Origin of the sequence: Methylotuvimicrobium sp. KM1, assembly GCF_044788715.1 — a bacterium.
GTDB lineage: Bacteria > Pseudomonadota > Gammaproteobacteria > Methylococcales > Methylomonadaceae > Methylotuvimicrobium.
This window is the reverse complement of the sequence record NZ_CP173170.1, coordinates 5,102,495-5,123,490: the sequence shown is the minus strand read 5'-3', so window position 1 is coordinate 5,123,490 and position 20,996 is coordinate 5,102,495. Positions and strand designations below refer to the sequence as shown.

18 protein-coding genes are annotated in these 20,996 nt (G+C 47.1%); 5 read left to right on the top strand and 13 right to left on the bottom strand.

Features of this window, described 5'->3' with window-relative positions; all coding sequences use genetic code 11:
• The first annotated feature begins 425 nt into the window (after window positions 1-425).
• Window positions 426-1,763, top strand: coding sequence for a magnesium transporter (gene mgtE / locus ACINK7_RS22325; RefSeq protein ID WP_404358841.1), 1,338 nt, complete (start codon window positions 426-428; stop codon window positions 1,761-1,763).
• Window positions 1,764-1,964: 201 nt separating this feature from the next.
• The gene (gene glgP, locus ACINK7_RS22320) at window positions 1,965-4,496 is read left to right on the top strand and encodes an alpha-glucan family phosphorylase (protein WP_404358839.1); all 2,532 of its coding nucleotides are present in this window, start codon (window positions 1,965-1,967) and stop codon (window positions 4,494-4,496) included.
• A 116-nt stretch (window positions 4,497-4,612) separates the two neighbouring features.
• Here the strand turns inward: glgP and rpe are convergent, their stop codons facing one another.
• Entirely contained in the window at window positions 4,613-5,284 is a 672-nt protein-coding gene (gene rpe / locus ACINK7_RS22315; protein ID WP_404358837.1) for a ribulose-phosphate 3-epimerase, read from the bottom strand.
• A 217-nt stretch (window positions 5,285-5,501) separates the two neighbouring features.
• Between rpe and ACINK7_RS22310 the strand changes: the two genes are divergently transcribed.
• Both ACINK7_RS22310 and ACINK7_RS22305 read left to right on the top strand, forming a co-directional pair.
• The gene (locus ACINK7_RS22310; protein WP_404358836.1) at window positions 5,502-6,014 is read left to right on the top strand and encodes a PepSY domain-containing protein; all 513 of its coding nucleotides are present in this window, start codon (window positions 5,502-5,504) and stop codon (window positions 6,012-6,014) included.
• Window positions 6,015-6,611: 597 nt separating this feature from the next.
• Window positions 6,612-7,232, top strand: a complete 621-nt coding sequence (locus tag ACINK7_RS22305) for a hypothetical protein (protein ID WP_404358834.1) — start codon at window positions 6,612-6,614, stop codon at window positions 7,230-7,232.
• Between the two features lie 45 nt (window positions 7,233-7,277).
• On the opposite strand, the gene ACINK7_RS22300 is transcribed toward ACINK7_RS22305, so the two are convergent.
• The 12 genes from ACINK7_RS22300 to ACINK7_RS22245 all read right to left on the bottom strand — a co-directional run bounded on the left by ACINK7_RS22300 (window position 7,278) and on the right by ACINK7_RS22245 (window position 19,564).
• Window positions 7,278-10,046, bottom strand: a complete 2,769-nt coding sequence (locus tag ACINK7_RS22300; protein WP_404358832.1) for a type I restriction endonuclease subunit R — start codon at window positions 10,044-10,046, stop codon at window positions 7,278-7,280.
• A gap of 4 nt (window positions 10,047-10,050) precedes the next feature.
• A complete protein-coding gene (locus ACINK7_RS22295; protein WP_404358830.1) occupies window positions 10,051-10,479 on the bottom strand; it encodes a type I restriction endonuclease in 429 nt (142 codons plus the stop codon).
• 493 nt (window positions 10,480-10,972) lie between these two features.
• Entirely contained in the window at window positions 10,973-11,281 is a 309-nt protein-coding gene (locus ACINK7_RS22290; protein ID WP_404358828.1) for a hypothetical protein, read from the bottom strand.
• On the bottom strand, window positions 11,268-11,735 hold the full coding sequence (locus ACINK7_RS22285) for a type II toxin-antitoxin system HicB family antitoxin (protein ID WP_404358826.1): 468 nt from the start codon (window positions 11,733-11,735) through the stop codon (window positions 11,268-11,270). Before ACINK7_RS22285 ends, ACINK7_RS22290 begins: the two co-directional genes overlap by 14 nt.
• Window positions 11,732-11,995, bottom strand: coding sequence for a type II toxin-antitoxin system HicA family toxin (locus ACINK7_RS22280; protein WP_404358824.1), 264 nt, complete (start codon window positions 11,993-11,995; stop codon window positions 11,732-11,734). The genes ACINK7_RS22285 and ACINK7_RS22280 overlap by 4 nt, the downstream gene beginning before the upstream one ends.
• A 551-nt stretch (window positions 11,996-12,546) precedes the next feature.
• Window positions 12,547-12,732, bottom strand: a complete 186-nt coding sequence (locus tag ACINK7_RS22275; RefSeq protein ID WP_404358822.1) for a type II toxin-antitoxin system VapC family toxin — start codon at window positions 12,730-12,732, stop codon at window positions 12,547-12,549.
• Window positions 12,690-12,941: a type II toxin-antitoxin system VapC family toxin gene (locus ACINK7_RS22270; RefSeq protein WP_404358820.1), complete on the bottom strand. Its 252-nt coding sequence runs from the start codon at window positions 12,939-12,941 to the stop codon at window positions 12,690-12,692. The genes ACINK7_RS22275 and ACINK7_RS22270 overlap by 43 nt, the downstream gene beginning before the upstream one ends.
• Window positions 12,938-13,138 (bottom strand): hypothetical protein, encoded by a 201-nt coding sequence (locus ACINK7_RS22265; protein WP_404358818.1) that lies wholly within the window; start codon window positions 13,136-13,138, stop codon window positions 12,938-12,940. Before ACINK7_RS22265 ends, ACINK7_RS22270 begins: the two co-directional genes overlap by 4 nt.
• Window positions 13,139-13,173: 35 nt before the next feature.
• The gene (locus ACINK7_RS22260; RefSeq protein ID WP_404358817.1) at window positions 13,174-14,433 is read right to left on the bottom strand and encodes a restriction endonuclease subunit S; all 1,260 of its coding nucleotides are present in this window, start codon (window positions 14,431-14,433) and stop codon (window positions 13,174-13,176) included.
• Window positions 14,430-16,421, bottom strand: coding sequence for an N-6 DNA methylase (locus ACINK7_RS22255; RefSeq protein WP_404358816.1), 1,992 nt, complete (start codon window positions 16,419-16,421; stop codon window positions 14,430-14,432). The genes ACINK7_RS22260 and ACINK7_RS22255 overlap by 4 nt, the downstream gene beginning before the upstream one ends.
• A gap of 294 nt (window positions 16,422-16,715) precedes the next feature.
• Complete coding sequence (locus ACINK7_RS22250) at window positions 16,716-17,537, bottom strand: DODA-type extradiol aromatic ring-opening family dioxygenase (protein ID WP_404358814.1); 822 nt, start codon at window positions 17,535-17,537, stop codon at window positions 16,716-16,718.
• A 569-nt stretch (window positions 17,538-18,106) separates the two neighbouring features.
• Entirely contained in the window at window positions 18,107-19,564 is a 1,458-nt protein-coding gene (locus ACINK7_RS22245; protein ID WP_404358812.1) for a mechanosensitive ion channel, read from the bottom strand.
• A 724-nt stretch (window positions 19,565-20,288) separates the two neighbouring features.
• Between ACINK7_RS22245 and ACINK7_RS22240 the strand changes: the two genes are divergently transcribed.
• Window positions 20,289-20,993, top strand: coding sequence for a transposase (locus ACINK7_RS22240; protein ID WP_404358810.1), 705 nt, complete (start codon window positions 20,289-20,291; stop codon window positions 20,991-20,993).
• The last annotated feature ends 3 nt before the right edge of the window (window positions 20,994-20,996 follow it).

Genomic DNA, 20,996 nt, shown 5'->3' with positions numbered 1-20,996 from the left:
AAAGTTCTTAATTTCTTATGAATTCAGTAGGTTTTTTTAATTCAGTCGTTCAAATGACATGAAGGCGAGGTTTTTATTGCATTCACAGCAAATGGCTTTCATAATTCAATGCTTATTTAACACAGGACTATTGCCTGTTATTGTTGATTCGATGCTCAGATTCTTTTTTACTTTCTCAATTCCAATGCATGGTTGTTTTGACCGAATAACGTCCGAGCGGATGGTTTATCGCTTGAGGCTGTGCGTGGTTATTTCGGAGTGTAGATTTAGGTTTATGAAATATATGGCATTAAATATGTTTAATAATCAACGATATGCTTAAAATGGGTTGCCGAATAATAATGTGAAAAGGGCCCTGACGGGCCCTTTTTTTGGCTTAACGTTTACAAAGTCCCGTTTGCGGGACCCAATTAGGGAGGGCAGCAATGAACGAAGAAATCAGTCATTTGGTCGAGCGTCTTAACGAAGCAGAAAATGAAGATCAAAAAACTGTTTTTGAACAAGCCATAGAAGAATTGGAAAGTACCGAATTGGCATTATTGTTGGAATCCCTGCCCGTGCACCAACGTTTGGAGCGTTGGCAGCAGGTTCCTGTCGAAGATCGTGTCGATGTTTTGGTCGCCATGCGTTCCGAGCCCAGACAGACGATCATCGAAAGCTTCGCAGAATCGGAATTGCAGAGTTTGCTGAGCGGCTTACATGCCGAGGATTTGATCGAACTGGCGGAAACATTGCCGGAGTCGGTGATCGATACAGCGCTTGGCAATATGGATGTCAATCAGCGCAAGCATTATCAGTTGTCGGCGCAATATGACGATGAACGAATCGGCCGCTATGTCGATCACGAGTTATTGATTTTGCCAAGGACGGCAAGGGTTAGACAGGCGATGCGTTTGATCCGCAAAAATCTGCCCGAGTACACCGATTGTATTTATCTGATTCAGCGTAATGGTGCTTTCGTCGGCACCGTTCTTGTTCATAAATTGTATGCTGCGGACCCTCTTACGCCATTGATCGAATTATGCATTGACGATCCTGTTACTGTGTCGGCGGATAGTTATTTAACCGATGCTGCGGAAAAGATGGAACATTCGGGGCTAACTGCATTGCCGGTCATCGATGCCAATCAATTGTTATTAGGCAGAATCACCATGCGTTTGGCTTTGGAAATTACTCGCGAAGAATATGAAAGCCAATTGATGGCAACTGCGGGTATGGATGAAGACGAAGATTTATTCGCTCCTGTGATTCGTAGCTCCAAACGCCGAGCCACCTGGTTAGGAATCAATTTGTTAACGGCTTTTCTGGCCTCTTGGTTCATTGGCTTATTTGAAGGTACTTTACAGCAAATCGTTGCATTAGCGGTGTTGATGCCGATTGTCGCATCGATGGGCGGGATTGCCGGCAGTCAGACCTTAACATTGATCATCAGAGGCATCGCGTTGGGTCAAATCAGTAAGGGGAATTTTAAGCCGCTTTTGATTAAAGAAGTCAGCGTCGGCATACTCAATGGCCTGTTATGGGCTTTAGTGATCGGCGCTATTGCAGGTATTTGGTTCGGAAGCCTGTCTATCGGTTCGGTGATTGCGGCCGCGATTGTCGTGAATATTATCATTGCAGCTTTTGCAGGCGTCGTAATTCCATTGGTCTTGGATAAGCTCGATATCGACCCGGCCTTATCCGGTTCGGTCATACTAACAACCGTGACCGATGTTGTCGGTTTTGTTGCTTTTTTGGGTTTGGGGACCGTTTTTTTATTGTGATAAACATTAGGCTCTTTGCTAATCAAATGATGATGCCCCCTCGAATCAACGATGAAAGTTGAAGTTTGATAGGAATAGAGAGGCCTCAATGCTGTCATAATTCAAAGCGAAAATAGAAAAATTGTGCCGCTACTTTATGCTCATCGCATTACGAAACTCGGTTTGCTAAGGGCATAGTCGTATTTTTACAGGAGAAGGCTGATGACCGCACCTCGTTTTTTTACGCCCGAATTGAGTCAAAAACTGGATGGCTTATCCGAATTGGCCTTGGATTGTAATTTTTCCTGGAGTCACCGGGCCGACGAAATATGGCATCGATTGAATAGCTCCTTATGGGAGCAATCCCGTAATCCATGGCTAGTGTTGCAAGCCTGTTCGGCGAGTTTGTTGCAGGAGCTTGCCAATAATGAACAATTTTGCCAAAAACTGCAGAGCATCGTGGCAGAGCATCGCGCCTCGCGGGCCGAATCTCGTTGGTTCCAGAGCGAACTCGAACAAAACGCCAAGCTAACGCAAATCGCCTATTTCAGTATGGAGTTTGGCCTTAGCGAAGCTTTGCCCATTTATTCCGGCGGCCTGGGTTTATTGGCCGGCGATCATTTAAAGGCCGCCAATGATTTGGGCATTCCCCTCGTGGGTGTTGGTTTGTTGTATCAAAACGGCTATTTTCGTCAAGCTTTCGACGATGACGGCAATCAAATCGCGCTATATCCTAATGCCGATACCGGTGATTTACCGATTTGTCCGGTTCGCAAGGATAACGGCGAATGGTTGCGGATAAAACTCAATACGCCGTCTAAATTGTGGATTAGGGTGTGGCAAGCGCAAATCGGTCGAATTACGCTTTATCTACTGGACAGTAACGATCCGGTCAATCATCCGGTCGATCGTTGCATTACCAGCGAGTTGTACGGCGGCGGGCTCGAAATCCGTTTGGCACAAGAAATTTTATTGGGCATCGGTGGCTGGCGAGTGTTGAGGGCTTTAGGTATTAAGCCTGAAGTTTGCCATTTGAATGAGGGACACGCGGCATTTTTAGTACTGGAGAGAGCCCGCGATTTAATGAAAGAAACCGGGCTGGACTTTAAAACCGCGCTGACCATCACGCGCGCCGGTAATCTGTTTACCACGCATACGCCGGTTGAAGCCGGCTTCGACCGTTTCAGTCCGGAATTGATTGGGAAACGGCTCGGCAATTATGCGCAAAAACTCGATATTGATATCGAAACTTTATTAAATCTCGGCCGCAATCCGGATTTAAAAACCTACGATAAATCGTTCAACATGGCCTATCTGGCTATTCACGGCAGCGCTGCGGTTAATGGCGTGAGCCGCTTGCATGGCGAGGTCAGTCGACGTATTTTCAGCCCCTTGTTTCCGAATTGGCCGACGGAAGAAACACCGATCGACCATATCACCAATGGCGTCTATGTTCCTGCATGGGATTCGCAGGAAGCCGACGAACTATGGACCGATTTGTGCGGTAAAAATCGTTGGGTATGCGAATACGGCGATTTGCCGGAACAATTCCAGCGGGTCACGGATGAGCGGTTATGGAATCTGCGTGCGCAAAACCGGAAATGCTTGGTCGAGTTCGTCCGGGATGAGTACAGTCGAGAACTCGATGTTCAAGGCAATATCTCGAAAACCGAGCGCAAAGATCAAGTGCTACGCTTGTTCGACCCTAATGTCATGATTATCGGCTTTGCCCGGCGATTTGCAACCTATAAGCGCCCTAACCTGCTATTGACAGACCCCGATCGTTTGGCCGCGATACTAACCAATCCCGTTCGGCCGGTGCAATTGGTTATCTCGGGCAAAGCCCATCCGGCCGATTTGCCCGGGCAAGTCTTGATCCGCGCTTGGCATGAATTTATCCGCCGTCCTGAAATCAGGGAGCGAGCCATTTTTTTAAGCGACTACGACATGATTACCGCCGAATATTTGGTTCAAGGGGTCGACCTTTGGATCAACACGCCAAGACGTCCTTGGGAGGCTTGCGGGACCAGCGGCATGAAAATTCTGGTTAACGGCGGCTTGAATCTATCCGAACTCGACGGCTGGTGGGCGGAAGCGTATCGCCCCGAAGTCGGCTGGTCATTGAACGGGCAAGAGGTCGAGCAAGCCGATCATGAACAAGCCGAGATACTTTACCGCCTGCTCGAACAGGAAATTGTGCCGATGTTTTATGAGCGCGATCAACAGGGCTTGCCGCGCCGCTGGTTAGCTATCATGCGGGAAAGCATGGCGACGCTGACGCCTTATTTTTCGGCCAATCGCATGGTCAGGGAGTATACGTCCAAGTTTTATTTACCTCTAGCCGAAAGCTATTGCAAAAGGTTGGACGGAAATATGCAGCCGGGTAAGCAGCTGGTCGAATGGTTGAAACGCATCGATGATCTCTGGGCTAAAATCCACGTCGATAATGTGGCGGCGGAAACCCGGGAGAACGACTATGCGTTCAGTATGCAGGTTTATCTTGGGGAGCTTAGCGAGGAAGATGTTTGTGTGGAATTATTCGCGGAATCTTCAGGCGAAGGGCGATTTGAGATTCATTCGATGGCGATAGAACAAGTGTTGGCTGGCGCGATAAACGGTTATATCTACAGTGCGACGATACCGAAAACCAGGCCGATAAGCGATTATACGCCGAGAATTAGACCTAGCAATCCGGATTGCAATTTGCCGTTGGAAGCCAATCAGATTTACTGGGTACAAGCGCGACAAGAGTAAATTAAATCTTGCCGCGCTTGGCTTGAGTAGGGGCAGATACCTTTCGCACTTCAAATTTCGGTAGTGCCCCGGCGCCGAATTTTGATCTACGACGATTGGTATAGAAAAAGTCGTTTTTACTCGGCTTTTGCAATTTCGGCGCGCAATTGATCGATGACTGCTTTGTAGTCCGGTTTGCCAAAAATCGCCGAACCGGCAACGAAGGTATCGGCGCCTGCCGCTTTGATATCACGGATATTGTCGACTTTGACGCCGCCGTCGATTTCCAAACGAATATCGAAGCCACTTTCATCGATTCGTTTTCTTGCATCGCGCAGTTTGGTTAATGCCGACGGCAGAAACGATTGTCCGCCGAAGCCCGGGTTGACCGACATCAATAAAATCATGTCGAGTTTATCCATCACATGATCCAGATAATGCAGCGAAGTCGACGGGTTGAATACCAAGCCGGCTTTACAACCTTGGTCTTTGATCAATTGCAAGGTTCTATCCAGATGAACCGAAGCCTCAGGATGGAAGGTAATATAGCTGGCGCCGGCTTTAGCGAAGTCCGGGATGATTCGATCGACCGGATCGATCATCAAATGCACGTCGATCGGAGCGGTAACGCCATGATTTCTTAATGCTTCGCAAACCAATGGGCCGATCGTTAAATTGGGTACGAAATGATTGTCCATGACATCAAAATGGACAACATCGGCACCGGCCGCTAAAACGTTATCGACTTCTTCGCCTAAGCGGGCGAAATCGGCAGAGAGAATGGAAGGAGCTATCCAGTTTTGGGCCATTTTTTTATCCTCGATTAAAACAAAACAAACAATTATAGTCTTTTTTTATTAATTGATCCGCATTGATTTATTTAGTGTATTCAGTGACGCAAGCGATATCAAGTTTAAGTTCAAAAAACAACTCTGGAACTATTGTAGAGTCAGATAGACGAGGACTATAATCGAGTTGAAGTTCTGTATGTTTATAGAACTCGATCATATAGCAAGGAGAATGATTATGAACAAGAAAATGATAATTGCGTTGCTGGCACCGTTGTTCGTTGCTCCAGCCGCTTATGCGCAATTCGAACATCACAAAGGACCTATCGATAGTTGCGTGAAATCGGCGCTCAATGCCCATCCTGGCGATATAATCACGATGAGGGCCGAAATCGAAGATGGTAAGCCTCAATATGAATTGGATATTCACGGCAAGGACGGTAAGCACTGGGAAGTCGAATGCGATGCCGCAAGCGGTAAAATAATCGAAACCGAGCGCGAAGTCGCGGTCCACGATCCGGAATTTACTTCTAAGGCTAAAGTCAGATTGGATGCGGCATTAAAAACGGCTTTGGATAAATATCCGGGCAGCCTCATGAAAATCGAATACGAAATAGAAGCGGACGACGGCGTTGCCTATGAGTTCGATATCAAAACCGCCGACGGCAAGCTGCTTGAAGTTGAAGTCGATGCGATCAACGGTAAGCTCAGCGATCCGGAAGAAGTGGTCTATCAAATCGGCTTGGATTGATAAAGCGAGTCTTAAATCTCGGATACTATTGTCGTTATACCCGTAGATCAAAATTCGGAGCCGGGGGCCCGTCAAAGGACGCTGTAAACCTAGCACCTAAATTCCATAGTCCTTTAGCGGACACTCAGGCGCCGAATTTTGATCTACGACGGATATAAATTCTTCGTTCCCACTGATCCAGCCTGGAAATGCATACTATTTCTTTTTGATTGAAAAACCGTCTAAAAATATAAGGTATGGGATGCGTCTATCGAGGACCGCCGTTCACCCAGCACCTAAATTATTCCAGATAGTTAACCATAGCCAATGGACTATGGAATTTAGGTGCTGGGTAAACACTTCCATGGGGGCTTGACGGCAAAAATCTGCCCTGCTGCCGACATCCTCGCTAGCCACCCCCCATACCCTTATAAAATTAACTAATTTTTGATTATAAAGGGAGTAAAGTTGGCAAATGCCGCAAGGTTGCATAACCTGAAGAGGGGCATACATAATGTCACGGCATAAGTTTCTGCTGAAATAATGAAACAAGAGACATGGCGAAACACATCCGCGTCATGAAAACATTTTTGACCGATTTATTTTAAGGAGACCGCGATGCCTAAAAAAACCGCGAAGAAGCAAAAAAACGACGAAAATCAAGAAACGCGGCAGGATTTGCAACGCCGGGCCGATGAATTCATCAATGAAGGGTTCATATCCGGTGAAATGGACGAGTGGTCCGAAGCCTTGAATAAGAAGTTTATGGGCTATATCGATGCGTACGAGGATACGAAATGGGTAGCGACCTTCGACTTATTGTTGCAATGCGGCATGACCTTACCGAACCCGGAAGAGTTGGACGATACGCAACTCAGCGCCAAATTGTGGGAGGTCATTAATGGTTTAGCGATGCTGCGCATGTTTCTTTACAGCACGGATCACCTTAACGACCGCGAACTCTACGAAATACTTTGGCATGACGTGTTGCGCGAGGAAGGTCCGGTCATGCCGTTAGACAACGACTCGGCCTTTCATATCGACATATTGGGCAGCGGCAGCGAAACGGATATTGAGCTATACCTGCGTTATTATGCGGATGAAGAAGAACGACACCGCTGGGCGCAAGATTGGCCGGAAGATATCATGCCTCCGCATGAAGAACCTCCTTACGATCGAGACCGGCACTTGCCGAGCCGCGATCAAACGCAATGGCGTATTGACGGCAAACCGTCGTAAAACGAAACTGTACTGCGACTTCGGTACGAAGCCGCTTGGGATTCCTTAAAAATGGCCGTAGCGACTCTCGCCCGCACCTTGATAATTAGCGTAAATATGCTGATAAACCAGTAAACTTTTCATATCCACTTCCTCATCCGGGTAAGTCTCTTGCGGCAACCACTGTAGACTGTGATCGATCAGGGTTTTTACTTGCGCGGCGACTTGAGTGCTTTCGCGCCAACGCTCGATTTTTAATTTTTCCGCTTTCAAGGTCGCCAACGTCGTTTTGGCGACTTCTTTGACTTTTTGCTCTTCCGCTCCGGTCAACTCAGGCTTTTTCAGTAAATCGAAAATCGCCAAAGTTTCTTCATCCAAACCCTCGCGTATCGCTCTTTCCGTTTCCGGAATCAGCCCGTTTTGCATGAAATCATTTAGATCGTCGAATGCTTTTTGAACGGCTTGAATGTCCTTGCCTTGGTTATATTCGGTAATGATGGCTTTATATTTTTCGTAAAACTCCAGACGAAGCGGATTCTGCTGAACCATTTGTTCCAGTTTTTTTTGAATCGCTGCTTGCAGATCGAACACCACCGCATTTTTTTGCTTCGATTTGGCAAACGCCGACCGAAGCTTATCGAAATCCAAGCGGCTCAAATCGACAAAATCGTTATCGCGGATTTCGTTGTCTCGAACGTTGACGCTAATATCGACTTCCTGTTGCAGCCTGCGGATGACATCGGAAATATCGGCCAGCTTGGTTTTCTGATTCAACTGCTGATAGATCGCTTCAATCGCGTTAAAAGCCTGAACAAAAGGTTTGACTTCGGGTTCCGGGTACAACGCCTTGTATTTTCTGAAAACATCGCGCGCCGCAACCTCGAATTGAGTCCGCGTGGTTGCATTCAAACACACGGCATTGGTTGCTTGTTTTAATTGGCTCAACCTCTCCATGGCGGTTCCGGCAAGCAACAATTTATCCAAGTCGAACGCTGCGTTCTGCAAGAATTGACGTACCGTCAAAATGGCATCGGCCAACTCGTCGGCCATTGCCACCAGCTTTTCCACAGGCCGGACTTCCTCATCGCCGTTTTTGTGTTTACCCCTATCGCCGCCCTCGCCATAGACCGAATAGGCTTTTTCCAGTTGTTTGTATACATTGCCGTAATCGACAATCAAACCGTTTTCCTTTTCATCGTCATAGACTCGATTGGCGCGCGTGATGGTTTGCATCAGCGTATGCCCTTTGATCGGCTTGTCCAGATACACCGTTGAGACACTCGGCACATCAAACCCGGTAATCCACATCGCGCAAACGATCACTAATCGAAAAGGATTATCGTCATCCTTGAATTCGGTTTCCAAATCGCGCTCGACCATTTTTTTGCGGTGCGGCTCGATATCCAGGCCCAATTCGGCGAATTTCCGAACTTCATTTTGTTCGGGGCTAACCACCACGCACACTTCGGTCGCTTCAACCCGTTTCAAATGATGCTTGAGTTTCAGCTCTTCTTGCTGATCGTCGGCATCGGCAATGCGCTGTTTCAGTTCGGCGACATATTCCGGCCAATATTTCATAACCAAGTCGTACATCCGCACGGCAGTCGGTTTATCCAACGCCACAAACATCGCTTTACCTTGATAGCCGCGGTCATTGAAATGCCATACCAAATCCCTGGCGATCGCATCCAATCGACGCTCGGACGTTAAAATCGGATAATCCCGTTTAAACTCCCGTTCCAGTTTTCGCCGCTGATCGTCATTCAACTCGGCATCATCGATGATATCGGACATGCGTTCGTCCAGATCGGGGTTTTCGATACCCAGCTTTTCGCCGCGATTCAAATAACGCAGCGGTAGCGTTGCGCCATCGACGATCGCCCGCTTAAAGTCATACACCGAAACATACTCGCCGAAAATATTCCGGGTCAGTTCCAGTTCGTTTTTAATGATCGGCGTACCGGTAAAGCCCAGATAAGAGGCATTGGGAATTCCTTTGAAACGCATATTGCCGGCAAAAGCGCCGCCTTGAGTCCGGTGCGCCTCGTCGGAAATCACAATGATATTGGGGCGATCGGTAATCAGAGGGTAGTCCGTTTCCTTCTTGGGATCGATCGAGAACTTGTGAATCAACGTGAACACGTAACGATGATTTTCAGTCAATAAATCACGCAAATGGTCGCGGCTCTTGGCGCGTACATTATCCTCGGTGACCGCGCCCACGCTACTGAAGGTGTCGTAAAGCTGATTTTCAAGCTCGGTTCTATCGACAACCAACAAAAACGTATAACTGCCGCCCAACTTACGCAGAATTTTTTGACACAGAAACACCATCGAATAGGACTTGCCGGAACCCTGAGTATGCCAAAACACGCCCAACTTGCCTTTTAGCGCTTCAATATGGGCCGATCGATCGATGACCTTGTTGACGCCGATGAACTGATGGTTTTTGGCCATGATCTTGGTGACTTCGGACCCTTCGCCATCGAACAATAAAAAATTCTCGACCAAATCCAGCAAGCGATGCGGCGCACAAGTGCCGCGCAACAACGTATCGAGACTCACCACGCCTTCGTCGTCCTCCTCGATGCGCTTCCATTCCATAAAAAACTTATACGGACTGGTCAGCGTACCGACCCGGCTATCGGCGCCATTACTCAGAATGATAAACGCGTTACAATGCAGGATTTCGGGGATGGTGTCTTTATAGTCGGAGAGATTATTGTCAAATGCATGGCGCAAATCGGTGTGATGGGCTTTCAACTCAAAAAACACCAGAGGAATGCCGTTCACAAACCCCACGACATCGGGGCGGCGGTTATACAATTTACCCACTACCTCAAATTGCCTGACGGCTAGAAAAATGATTGTTCGCCGGGTTGTCAAAATCAAAGACTTTCAAGCATTTTTTCTGCAATACCCCTTTATCGTCCTGATAACTGATAGGAACGCCTTTGACCAGCAGATCATGTTTATCCTTATTAATCGCTGCCGGATGCTTGTCCGCCGCTGATTCCTTCAGCACATTCACCGCTTGTTGATAAGCGGCTTCCGGCACATCGGGATTCGATGTTCGTAGCGCCTGTAACAGATAGCGCTCCAGAATCACTTCGGATTTATTCAGCCGCCCCAGCAAACCGTCGCTACGGTCGGCTTGAGTTGCCAAAGACTCATTTTGCCAGGCCGTAACCACCGTCCAGCCTAGATCCTCCAGCACCTCTTGTGTCGCGGCTTCAATCAGGCCGTCTTCCGAATATTCGTAGCTCATTGCTGAAAATAGTTATCTCTTTAAAAAATATAAGATTAGCTAAATTTTTTGAGTCTTGGTTAATTGTGTTAAGCGATGAGTTTTAAGGCTATTTCGCCGCCTTAATTTCCGACTTTAATAGATAAATAGCAAGTATCTGATTTTTAATAACTATTGCCGAATTTCCGAATTACAGTTAAATAAAACTGCAATGACCGAATGCTCTAAGGTTGTATCAGTATTAGCCATTAGCTGGGAAAATCCGGAACAGGTTGCGCGGTAGCATGGCCCATTTATACCCATCGGAGATCAAAATTCGGCACCGGGGTGCCCGTCAAAGGACGCCGTGAATACATCCATGTAGGCTCTATGCCAGCTCCATGCTGGCCCCTCACCTAACGCTAGGTGAGGGGCCGAACACCCCGGTGCCTCCTAAGGCACTGCCGAAATTTGAAGTGCGAAAGGTATAGCAGATACGGAGCGGAGTTGATTGGGTTAACCATCTTTAAAACGCTTAATCTTCGACCTTTTTCTTCCTCGTTTTTTTCGGCTTACCAGGATTAACGATAGCCGCATCGACGGTTGTAGCTGATTCAACGCGGGTAGGCATCAGACCAATTTTAGAAATCCCTACTAAGGCACTCGGTAACGTAGCCTCAGGCGTAGGACCAAACATACCGGTCCCAATCTGGAATTCCATCAATAAATCGTATTTTCCTTCGTGAATTCCATAATGTTTAATTAATAATTCCGTTAAGTCGCGGAGCGACAAAACGGGAGCTACAGCCTTTGGTGATTGAATAATTTCGTTAGTGTCTTGCATAAGGAGCATCGGCAGGCTTGATAGGCATGTTAAACCACTGGGGTTCCGAAGATGGAATCGAGTTGATCACTGGGTTTTGTTGGCCGGCTATCGATATATTGAAGTGGTTGGTCACATCATGGCTTGCGTGCAGATAAGCCTCTAATGCACGTTTAACAATTTCATTCAAAGATACGTCGTCATTGTAGGATCTTAGAATGGCCTCTTTATGCAATTCCGGCGTAACCCTGACATTGAATTGTCCCTTCAAAGGCTTTTTAGCTTCGATCCCAAGCTCTGCACAGGTTTCAATATAGTCGTCCACCGCCGCTTCAAACTCTTGCCTCAACTGTTTTGGTGTCTCGGCTTCGTAGGTAATTAGATCATCAATAAACAACAACTTTCCGTAACAAATTTCTTCCTCGGCATCGATTTCGCAAGTTCCTTCGTAATCTTTGTACTTTAGTGTTTTCATTTCTTATCTATCAGCCCCTTTGATGTTAGGTGGTCAATGACTTGTCCAATGTAGATCTTTTTAACAATGTTGCCTGGATGTGGCTTGTGAAGATTGATCACCGCTTCTAATTCTTTGTTAAAAAACTTTCGTCTTGACCCATCGTTTTTTAGTTCTTTATAGCCAAATCCTTCTAGAACCTTTTTTAACTCACCCCATGTGATGTCGGCAGGAGTGGGTTGTGTGGTCAATCTTTCTAGCGCTTTCTGCTGTTTCGACATAACTTTAGACTAGAAAGTTCTTTTTGTAACTAAAAAACGGTTACACATTATCATTTGTATTGTTCTTCCCGTCAATTTCACATTCAAAACTTAAAGATCATCACTAGTGGATGATGGCAAGAGTCTTTTATACCTCTTTGCCCAGGTTGAAGTACAGTCAGCGGCTTTTTGCAGAAATCCATGTCCCAAGGCATTGGTTTGCGTGGGCTCAAGGCCGCGACATACTGACGCCCCTCTACGGATAAAGCTTTCTTCAATGGTTTTATGCGCCAAGTGAACCGATTTTACCGCACTTCAAATTTCGGCAGTGCCGGAGGAGGCCTCGGGGTGCTCGGTAAAGGCTTTGCCAGCATGGAGCTGGCATAGAGCCTACATGGACGTATTCACGGCGTCCTTTGACGGGCACCCCGAGGCCGAATTTTCATCTACGATGATAATAATGCTCCAGCCCTTTCTTATTTGCTATTAAAGCGCGTAGCCCGTATGCAGCGTAGCGGAATACGGGAATGGCGTGGCTCCGAGCTCTAAATAAAGACTATCAATTGATACCATCATTTAACGCTTGGAATAACCTGTACATTGCCTATCAAAAAAGCTTTGTCATAAGTAATGATCGGAACAGACTCTAGCTCGGCTTGAGCCATTAACATTCGATCAAACGGGTCTCGATGCGCAATCGCCAAGCTTCCTGCTTTTAGTGCATGACGCGACGTAATAGCCAATTCCGCAAAGCCCATTTTCCGAAGAAAACCCTGATAATCAGACAATAACGATTCGGCTTCGGGTAAATGCCTATACGATATTTCGTCGCAATTTCCCAGGCCGATGCGCTGCTTACCAAAATTCTATGCGCGGGGTCGCTGATAATATCGCGGCTCACGGCATAAAGCTTGAGATCGTTAAATACCCACCACAGCAATACATGGGTATCGATCAGATAGCTCATTCCCATGCGTCCAATTCGGCATAAGGTAGCGGCTCAAAAAAGGCATCGCCTAGTTTTCCGGGCAATAATCCCGGTTGGCGTCTTTGCGGGGGCTCTTTCTTCAAACCCAACCTGAAGTAATGAATCAAGTCATAAATCTCCGCTAATTTATCCTCAGGAATATCCTGCAATTCCTGCATGATTTGTTCTTGTAGCATGGCTGTATCTCCGTACTAAGTGATAAATAAAATGCTCATGCGGCTTGTGACTCTTGTGTCAGATTTGATGATAACTCGCCTAAAGACTCAGGTAAAACCAACTGCTCGACATCGATCATGCCGGTCATAAGACGAGGTAACAAGATGTTGCGGGCTTCTTTGAGGAGTTGGTTTTGATTTCTGAGATTTTTAATAAGCCTAAAGTTTTTAGCGGCCAAGTTTTCAAATGCCAATGCCGTATTTAAATCGGGAAGTATGAGTTCGCAGTCTTTTAGAAATTTAAAATGCCTTGCATAATGATAATTAGACAAGTCGATAGCTAACAAAGAAAAATAGAACAAGTATTGTGGCATACGTTCATCTTTCGACAGCAAAATCTGGGTACCATCTGCACCTCTTGCAAAAGGGAAATTAACAAGTTTCAAAATTCGTGTATGGTCGCCGAAAACAATTATTGGCTTCCTTATATCAATTATCGAGTCTTCATCGTTGGTATAACCAGCAATGTATTCTCGGCTCTGATCAATAATGGGAAATTTGCCTTCGGTGCAATATTCAGAAGATTTTATTTTTGTGGTAGTTGCTATTTTTGCTAAAAGATTACCAACTTTATTCATCAACCACCCCTCCGGCAACCCCGTTTCCGAATCCACCGGTGTGGTTTCGTGGCCGGGGAATTTCAGGCGCACAAACCATTCTTCGTAGGTGATTTGCGCCATTTCTTCCAGCAGCTTGATGCGTTTTAAGTTGTTTTCAATCAGGTCGTCGTAGGCGGACAGGATGGCTGCGATTTTTTTCTGAATAGCCAACTTCGGCATACTGATAGGAAAATTTTTTATTTCACCAATAGCAATCCGCATTTGATTGGCAGCACCTTTTCCTCTGGCTTGGATGTAGGCTCTAAAAAAACCGGTTTCTCCGATATAACGCAAATAGGGTTGATAAAGAACCTTATTATCCTTGGTTCGAATACAGACAGCATTCTGGTTTAGCAAATATCCTTGCAATGCTTTGGACACAGCTATTGTTCGGCCGGCAGCAGAATTTATTAAATTAGGATGAGAACCAACTGTAGCAACAATAAGATCATATTCGTTTAAAAGGTTTTTGGCATATTTCTTAGCTCCTTCGATAGACAAATAATCAATATCTTCAAGTGAAAATGCTTGATTTTTAATATTTGAAACCTTTAGTACTGGAATGCCGGAGTCTGTATATTCATGTTCATTCCACGCTCCACCATTAATGAACTCACAATATGCTTCAAGCTTTTGCTTCAAGGGTTTGGCTTTCATAGATTGGTCGCCTGAATGAGTGACATCAACCCACTAGCCTCTTGATTCAACACAGCTAATTCCGACCGAATCTTACTCAATCTGCTTTGATAATCAAAATCCTCATCCACTTCTATGTTATACCCCACATAACGCCCCGGCGTCAGGCTGTAATCGTTTTCCTCAACCTCCGCCAAATCGACGATCTTGCACAAGCCTTCGACATCGGCATAACGGCCGTCGGGAAAATATTGGGTCAAATGATGCCAGTCTTTCAAGGCTTGCTTGTAATCGTGCAACGGTTCGCCGACCTGGCTTTTGCAATATTGATTTTGGTAGGCGTTGATCGCGGCGTTCAATTCGCGCAGCAGTTTGCCTTGCTCATCCAGTTGCTTTTTACCGGCGCTGTCTTTTTTATCCAGCGCCTTTTTGGCCGTATCCAGTTGGGTTTTATAGTTTTCCAGCAAAGCCGCCAGCCGTGGCACAGGGTTTTCAAAGGTTTGCAATAGGGCATGGCAAGCGGGGTAATCGGCATCCTTAGCCAGAATGACGCATTGCGCTAATTCAAGCTGTGCGGCCTTAAAGTTCAGCGCGGTATTATTAAAAATGGTGCCGGCACACTGTTGCCGTAACTCGTTGACGGCCTCTATCAGATTAGCGGCTTGTGCAATCGCCTGGACTTGCAGTTGCATGACCGCGTTGCTTATTGCATCTGAATCGCCGCGATAGGCGTTCATGATCGCGGCAAAGGTCAGCAACTGGCCGGGCGAATAGTCGTTGATCGTGGTCGTGACTTTGCGGAAGGTGTTGCGCGCATCGATCATCAGGATTTTGTCGCGGTTTTGTTCGCGTTTGCCGCGATCCAGAAACCAGACATGACAAGGCAGCGAGCGGGTATAGAAAAAATTATTGCCCACCGAAACGATGCAATCCACCGCGCCGGTTGCTATCAGTCTTTGGCGGATGGCTTTTTCGGTGTTGCCGGCGTCGGTGGCCGAGCTGGCCATGACAAAGCCGGCGCGGCCCGTGGCGTTGAGATAGTGGTAAAAATACTGTATCCACAGGTAGTTGCCGTTGTCGGCCTTGGGAATACCGACCTCTTTAAACAGGCGAGGGTCGGTCTTGACGTAGTCCTTGTCTTTGTCGACCTTGTTGACGTTGAACGGCGGATTGGCCATCACGAAGTCGCATTGGCCGATCAGGTCGTGCGGGTCGGAGTAAAAGCTGTTGCTTTCGATGACCTTGCCTTCGATGCCGTGGATCGCCAAGTTCATTTTCGCCAATTTGGCATTGTTGGACTTTAACTCGGTGCCGTAGCATTTGATGGTTTCGTTGACGCTTTTGCCGCCGTGCTCTTCGATAAAATGGCCGGTTTGCACGAACATGCCGCCGGAACCGCAGGCCGGATCGTGAATGATCCCGTGGTCGGGTTGAATCAGGTTGACGATCAATTGCACCAACGACGGCGGCGTGAAGAATTCGCCGCCTTCCTGCGCGCCGGCCCCGCTCATCGAGAACTTCATCAAAAAATATTCGTAGATGCGGCCGAATACGTCCCCGCTAAGGTTTTTGACCGAATCCTTGTTGAATACCCGAATGAGTTCGCGCAGTAAATCCGGGTCCAGCTCCTGATAATTTTTCGGCAAAATGCCGGCCAGATCGGGGTATTCCTCCTCGATCAGTCGCATCGCCGTATTCAAGGCTTCGCAAATGCCGACGCCTTCCGGCAGATTGGCCAGATAGTCGTATTGCGATTGCTCGGGCACCAGCATGGCTCCCGCCGCCAAGAAGTGTTCTTTGGTTGGCTTTAGTTTGCCGCGCGGAGTTTCCGGCATGGCGGCTTCAATGGCAACCTTGGCTTGCTCGTAGCGGTTTTGCGCATAGCGCAGCAAGATCAGCCCCAGCACAGGGTCTTTGTATTCCGCCGCCGTCAGTTTGGAATTGGCCCGCAGATTGTCGGCGCTAGCCCAGAGTTCGGTTTCGAGTTGTTTGATTTGTTGCTGATTCATCGAGTTGTTGACGAGCTTCCATTATTTTTTGGCGTCGGGAATGCGGCATGAGCCGCTTAACCCTAGGTCGGGATCTAATTGATACGAATTATCCTATCATGGACGTTTCGATTTATTTAATCCCCGCAGGTATCCCAGCAATTCCTAATTTAGGGATCACAGGTACGAGGGTGTCCCAAAAAAGCGAGATAGCAGTAATAATAAAGAAACTGCCCCCTTTTAACGGTAATAATTTGACTCGGCCTCTTCTGATTCGGCGTTGACAAAACGTGTAACGCCTTGCCGGTACTCCTCTCACCACACATAAAAACTCGATTCTTTGTTCATGATGTCGATCCGGAACTGTTCTGAACTCGGACTTTGAGCCACTCCATAACAAACGTGAAGCGGTAACAGATGCTCTTCCCTCGGATGACAGAAGCGCGCGCCAGGCGCCACGTCCCAACGAATCAACATCTCGGCTCGATCTTCTTCCCGGTATTCACGACCGGAACATACTTTCTCCAACCAGCCCTCAAACGAGTGATTAAGCCGCTTGGATTCTTCATCGTCAGGCGCAAAAAATGCCTTCAGGTTATGGAACGAAAAGCCTGAGCCGATGACCAAGACGTTCTGCCGACTCAACTCCTTGAGCGCACGTCCTATCTCGATGTGAAGAGAAGGATCGAGTGTGTCAACAAGAGACAATTGAACACACGGGATATTCGCCTCCGGATACATGATTTTAAGCGGCACAAAAACACCGTGATCAAACCCTCTCGATGTATCCAGTCTGGAATCAATCCCGGCAGTGGCCAGCAACCTCTGGATTTCGGCAGCCAAGGAGGGTTTGCCGAGGCAGGGATACTGGATTTCGTAGGACTCTACCGGGAATCCATAGTAGTCATATATCAACGAAGGGCTCTGCCCAGAAGTGATTGTGGGAATTTTTTCTTCCCAGTGTGCGCTGACCACTACGAGGGCGTCGGGTTTTGGAAAGCTTAGCGCAATGTTTGTCAGACATGAAACCATTTCTTGATGCGCCGGATCTCCCAGCAAGGGCAGAGGGCCTCCGCCATGGGAAATAAACAGAGCTTTAGGCGTTTGTTTCATCGGCTCTCCAGAAGGAATAGGCATGTGATTATCCTCAATTCGGCTGATGATCCACTAAAATCAGGAAATATACGAAAGAAGTCAGTAACTTGTGAAATACCTGATTCACCAAGAAAGCAACCATCTTGAAAAGCATAGCTATTTCATATCATGAACGCCGCCGGACGGTTTTATAAAACCGTCCGTAACGTTTGTCATGCATCACTTGAATTTGAAACGTTTTGGCAGGGATTGCAACCCTCGGCCCGCTCAGAGGATCGAAGCCAAACGATGCCTAAATTTCCAATGAAATTGCAGGTCGGGCAATGCTTTTTTTCCGATAGTTCCGGCAGTATTCCAGCAGCGGTGAATTGTCCGGATAGTTACCGCTATCATGGGCATCATACAATTTTCAGAACAGCCTGTACGATTATGCTCCGATGGAGCGACGCCCAATTGAAGCATCCAAACGTCGAGCATAAAAAGCGCTGCTCGACCTGCTAAGCTTTAGAACGTCTATTGTAATCCAACGAATCTGATAATCATCGAGTCTGTCTCCGCGTAAAAAAAGTCGGGTACGCTATCGCAACCCGACCTATAGGACTGAGCAATGTCTATGGCTCTCCTCGCATTTGTTTGAACCAATATTCCATTTGCTTGCCTGCAGCTTCTCTGCCGCCCAATCCGAATGACAGCGCCACCGCAATGGCGATCGCACCCAAGGTTAAGCCGAAGGCCATGTTGACGATATCGTCAGCCAATCCCATGGCATGCAATCCCATTGCCGTGACCAGACCGAGAATCGCAAATCTTGCGATGCCCGCCGCTAATTTGCCTTGCCCGCCGCTGATGATGACCTTGTAAATGATATTGGCAAGCCAAAATCCTACCGCCAAAATGACCGAGCCCAACAAAATTTTTCCGCCAAACTCCACGAAAGTAGTGATCAAGCCACCGATTTGAGTCATCCCCAGTTGATCCGATGCCTCGATCGCCGCAAACAACATGGTAAAGAAAATCAGCAATCTTCCGATCAGAACCGAAGGCGTGACACCTTGGGCAAACATCTCTTCCAAACCGAGTGCCGACGGAATCTTATCGAAATTCATCCCCTGCAACAGCGTTGTCACCAGGTTCGCGACAAACCGCGCGACATAGAAAGCAATGACCAAAATCATCACTGCCGCTAAAATGTCCGGTATCGCCTGCATGATAACATTGAGCATATTCGTCGCCGGCGCGGATATCGATTGCATTTGCAAGGCATCCAACGCCGCTACCAGGGCGGGCACGAACACGAAGAAAAATACTACGGTGCCTATGAGATGGGATATACCCTTGCCTTCTTCCAAACCCACGCGTACCCCAATACGGTCCGCTCCGGCGGCGGAGAGAAGGTTGGTAACGATGTCACGGAGTATTTTAGCGACAAACCAGCCGATCAATCCGATAACGCCCGCGGCAATAATATTCGGCAGCATGGCTAAAATCGAATTCACCATGTTTTCCACGGGAATCAGTAACCCCTCGAGTTGAAATGCGCCGAGAATCGCAGGAAGAAAAAGTAAGAAAATAAACCAGTAGACAACGTTACCGATATTTTTACTGGTCGAAACGCCGCCTTCGGTCACGCCCAGCCTCTCATCCAGATCAGTGGCGTCCAAAGCCTTGATAACCATCATGCGAACTATCGTTGCCAACAGCCAGGCGACTAACAACAAAACGCCACCCGCCACAATTCGTGGAATATATTTAAAGACTTGGGTAACCAAGGCATCCAAAGGTTTCGAGACCAATTCAAGGTCAAGAACATTGAACACGGCGATAAAAACCATCAGTAGTATGGTCCAGTAAACCCCCTTGGCAATTCCTGATTCAAGATTTATCGTGACCTCGCCGCCTTTAGCTATCTTTTGATTCAGCTTGAGCAGTGAAAGAGCTTTGCGGACACCGGCTCTAAACAAAACAGCCACTAGCCAACCGATAACAAGAATGGCGAGCGCGCCAGCGACCTTAGGAAGATGCTGCCCCAGCGTATCTTGGAGTGAATTCATCAAATTTGTTATTTCCATTATTATTCTCCTTCGAGCATATTCAGTTAAAATATACGATGATTTGAAATAATAAAGGCATATAACCTAATACCCCAATACATCCAATGATTTAGGATAAATTGCTATAGATTTAAATACCTATAATGGTTAGTGTTTGAGCGATAATATTAAAATAAAAAGTTGCAATAAAACTATCGCTCGAAGATTGGTAATAACCTAATTGGCGTGAAAAATACCGGATTCAACAAACCCGTTGATAGTAAATGATATATTCTTCACATTTTAAAGTTTAGCCACTCCTTGCTTCCAATCAACGCCCGATTATGTCAATACATCGTTGGAATGAGGGTATGAGAAATGTTGCACGAAACCACTAACGTGGCAAAAAGTCGTGCCCCTTGATTGACGAAAATGTAACCACACGCACTCATCACAAGAGGTAGGATATCCTGGATAAATTATGTGGTTACACGGCTATAACAGCACCATCCGCGCTAGATTTCAAGCAAAACTATTAAGCTCATCACAAAAACCGAAAAAAAGGGGCTGGAAAAGTGGAAAAGGGGTAGGGTTCTGAGGTATCCCCACAAATTACATCTTTTCCAGAGCTCTGAAATAATCAACTAAGAGCGCCTGAGCGTGTTCCAATAAATTATCCGGCAACTCGAATACCACATGAGAAAAGGGGTCAGGTTACATTCTTGTGCTATTATTTCGTTAGTCCTTTAAACATACCAAAGCCATGCCTCGTCTCCCGCGCCTCGACTTGCCGAATGTTCCGCAGCACATTGTGCAACGCGGCAATAATCGCCAGCCTATTTTCTTTGATGAAAATGATTACACGATCTATCTCGAATATCTGCGTGAAGCCTTGGTGAAGAACCATTGCAAGCTTTACGCATTCGTGCAGATGACGAATCATGTTCATTTATTGGCAATGAGCGAGGCGCCGGGCGGGATTTCCGCTTTGATGCAATCGGTCGGCCGGCGATATGTCCGTTACATCAATAAGACCTACCAGCGCACCGGAACGCTCTTCGAAGGGCGTTTCAAATCGAGTTTGATCGACAGCGAGCGTTACTTGTTGACGTGCATGCGTTATATTGAATTGAATCCGGTACGGGCCGGCATGGTGGACTATCCATGGGATTACCGGTGGTCCAGTTGCCGGCATCATGTGACCGGAAGCGGCATGGAATGGTTGGAGGAGCCGCCGGAATATCGTCTGCTGGCTGCGAATCCCGAGACCCGAGTAATGGCCTACCGCGAACTCTGCAAGCAAGCTTTGGCCGACAATGACATTCGAGCGATACGCGCCCACTTGAACAAAGACTGCGCGCTGGGCTCGGACAAGTTTCAGCATGAAATCGAGACTGTTTTAGGTCGACGCGTCAAAATTGCGCCGCAAGGCCGCCCCAAAAAAGCCAGAGATGGCAATAAAAAGTAACCT

Excerpts from the sequence above, each read along its gene's own strand:
- mgtE (WP_404358841.1), top strand. The coding sequence starts at position 426 with ATGAACGAAGAAATCAGTCATTTGGTCGAGCGTCTTAACGAAGCAGAA.
- glgP (WP_404358839.1), top strand. The coding sequence starts at position 1,965 with ATGACCGCACCTCGTTTTTTTACGCCCGAATTGAGTCAAAAACTGGAT.
- rpe (WP_404358837.1), bottom strand. The coding sequence starts at position 5,284 with ATGGCCCAAAACTGGATAGCTCCTTCCATTCTCTCTGCCGATTTCGCC.
- ACINK7_RS22310 (WP_404358836.1), top strand. The coding sequence starts at position 5,502 with ATGAACAAGAAAATGATAATTGCGTTGCTGGCACCGTTGTTCGTTGCT.
- ACINK7_RS22305 (WP_404358834.1), top strand. The coding sequence starts at position 6,612 with ATGCCTAAAAAAACCGCGAAGAAGCAAAAAAACGACGAAAATCAAGAA.
- ACINK7_RS22295 (WP_404358830.1), bottom strand. The coding sequence starts at position 10,479 with ATGAGCTACGAATATTCGGAAGACGGCCTGATTGAAGCCGCGACACAA.
- ACINK7_RS22290 (WP_404358828.1), bottom strand. The coding sequence starts at position 11,281 with ATGCAAGACACTAACGAAATTATTCAATCACCAAAGGCTGTAGCTCCC.
- ACINK7_RS22285 (WP_404358826.1), bottom strand. The coding sequence starts at position 11,735 with ATGAAAACACTAAAGTACAAAGATTACGAAGGAACTTGCGAAATCGAT.
- ACINK7_RS22280 (WP_404358824.1), bottom strand. The coding sequence starts at position 11,995 with ATGTCGAAACAGCAGAAAGCGCTAGAAAGATTGACCACACAACCCACT.
- ACINK7_RS22275 (WP_404358822.1), bottom strand. The coding sequence starts at position 12,732 with ATGGGCTTTGCGGAATTGGCTATTACGTCGCGTCATGCACTAAAAGCA.
- ACINK7_RS22270 (WP_404358820.1), bottom strand. The coding sequence starts at position 12,941 with ATGAGCTATCTGATCGATACCCATGTATTGCTGTGGTGGGTATTTAAC.
- ACINK7_RS22265 (WP_404358818.1), bottom strand. The coding sequence starts at position 13,138 with ATGCTACAAGAACAAATCATGCAGGAATTGCAGGATATTCCTGAGGAT.
- ACINK7_RS22260 (WP_404358817.1), bottom strand. The coding sequence starts at position 14,433 with ATGAAAGCCAAACCCTTGAAGCAAAAGCTTGAAGCATATTGTGAGTTC.
- ACINK7_RS22255 (WP_404358816.1), bottom strand. The coding sequence starts at position 16,421 with ATGAATCAGCAACAAATCAAACAACTCGAAACCGAACTCTGGGCTAGC.
- ACINK7_RS22250 (WP_404358814.1), bottom strand. The coding sequence starts at position 17,537 with ATGCCTATTCCTTCTGGAGAGCCGATGAAACAAACGCCTAAAGCTCTG.
- ACINK7_RS22245 (WP_404358812.1), bottom strand. The coding sequence starts at position 19,564 with ATGGAAATAACAAATTTGATGAATTCACTCCAAGATACGCTGGGGCAG.
- ACINK7_RS22240 (WP_404358810.1), top strand. The coding sequence starts at position 20,289 with ATGCCTCGTCTCCCGCGCCTCGACTTGCCGAATGTTCCGCAGCACATT.